This is a genomic window from Mesorhizobium sp. M0960 (assembly GCF_040319055.1).
Taxonomy (GTDB): Bacteria; Pseudomonadota; Alphaproteobacteria; order Rhizobiales; family Rhizobiaceae; genus Mesorhizobium.
The window spans coordinates 1-1,431 of record NZ_JAMYNN010000052.1 but is presented as its reverse complement, the minus strand read 5'-3'; the positions used below and the strand labels follow the sequence as shown (position 1 = coordinate 1,431).

The window sequence follows — 1,431 nt, the reverse complement described above, 5'->3', positions numbered from 1 at the left end:
GGGTGCCGTAGCGGATGGTGTTGGAATTCGGCGGAGCAGCCTCCGGTAGGTTGAGCTTATCGGTTCAAGCGGCGAGGTCAATCTGCTGATCGAGCGGCTTGATTGGAAGTGTCTGCCAGCCGTCGATTTTTCGCATCGAGATTTGACCGGATGCCATCAGCGCCCAGAACAGCATGGCCGCGGTTTCGGCCGAAGGCAGCACGGTCTGGGTCTTGATGCGTCGCTTGAACTCCTCATGCAGACGCTCAATCGCATTGGTTGTTCTGGCGCTTTTCCATTGGCTCGGCGGCAGCCGGGTGAAGGCGAAGAGACGCTCGCCGGCCTCCTCCAGGCTATCGGCCACCGCGCGGCACTTGAGCCGCCATTTGCGCAGGAACGCCTTGCGGCGGATCTCGATCTCCTCCGGCGTGGCCGCGTAGATCATGTCGGTGTAATCGGCGCTGATCTCCTCGTGCAGGCGCTCGGGAGCGTGGGCGAGCAGATTCCTATGCTTGTGAACCGTGCATCTTTGAACCGGCACGCCGTCCCACAGGGCCGCGATCGCCCTGTCCAGTCCGGGCGCGCCGTCGACGATGAGAAACTCAGGTCGGCGCAAGCCGCGCCCGACGAGATCGTCGAGAATGGCCCGCCAGGCCTCGGTCGTCTCGCCGCCCATGTTCTTGACGGAAAGCAGGATCTTCTGTCCATCCTCGCGCACGCCGATGACCACGAGCAGCGAGATCGAGGTCGCCTTGCGGTCGAGCCTGACACGAACCACCGTCCCGTCGAGGATCAGGTGCACGATCGGCTCGTCGGCAAGCGAGCGGGCATTCCAGGCGTCCCAGTCCGTCTTCACCTTGCGCCAGGTGCGGCTGACGACGTCCTTGCCGATCGCGCCGCCGAACAGCGCGGCGAGCGCACGCCGCACGCGTCGCGTGTTCGTGCCGGCCAGGTAGCTCGACGCGATCAGCGCGTCGGCGGCCATCGTGCGCCGCTGGTAGGCGCGCAGGGCCTTGCTCTTCCATTCCACCGTCTTGTCCTCGCCGGCATCAAGGCGGGCCCGCGGAACCGTGATCTCGGTGGTGCCGAAGGTCCCTGTCAGCGTGCGCGTCCGGCGGCCGTGGCGGTGGCCGGCGACACCGGCGGTCTCATCACTGCGCGCCGCCGGCTGCCGGCCATAACGGGGACGGGCAAGCACCGCGTCCAGCTCGGTCTCGAGCATCGTCTCGATGAAGCCGCGCACCCGCTCGCGCAGGCCAACTTCGATCGGATCAAACCAGTTGTCGAAAAGATAGCTCGTCGCCTCATCCTCAGGATGAACGGCTTCCGCATTCATGGTAGTCCTTGTCATGGCGTAGTCTCCTGTCCGGCGCTCTAACGCCGGATGATTCGAGGTTGAACACCCCGGAGACTACGCCAACTCCCAATTCCAACCACTCCCGCTACGGCACC

At 65.0% G+C, this 1,431-nt stretch carries 1 protein-coding gene; it reads right to left on the bottom strand.

Features of this window, described 5'->3' with window-relative positions; all coding sequences use genetic code 11:
* Positions 1-64 precede the first annotated feature (64 nt).
* Entirely contained in the window at positions 65-1,315 is a 1,251-nt protein-coding gene (locus NKH63_RS31250) for an IS256 family transposase (protein ID WP_352920522.1), read from the bottom strand.
* Positions 1,316-1,431: the final 116 nt, after the last annotated feature.

Coding starts and splice junctions, on each gene's coding strand:
- NKH63_RS31250 (WP_352920522.1), bottom strand. CDS start 1,315: ATGAATGCGGAAGCCGTTCATCCTGAGGATGAGGCGACGAGCTATCTT.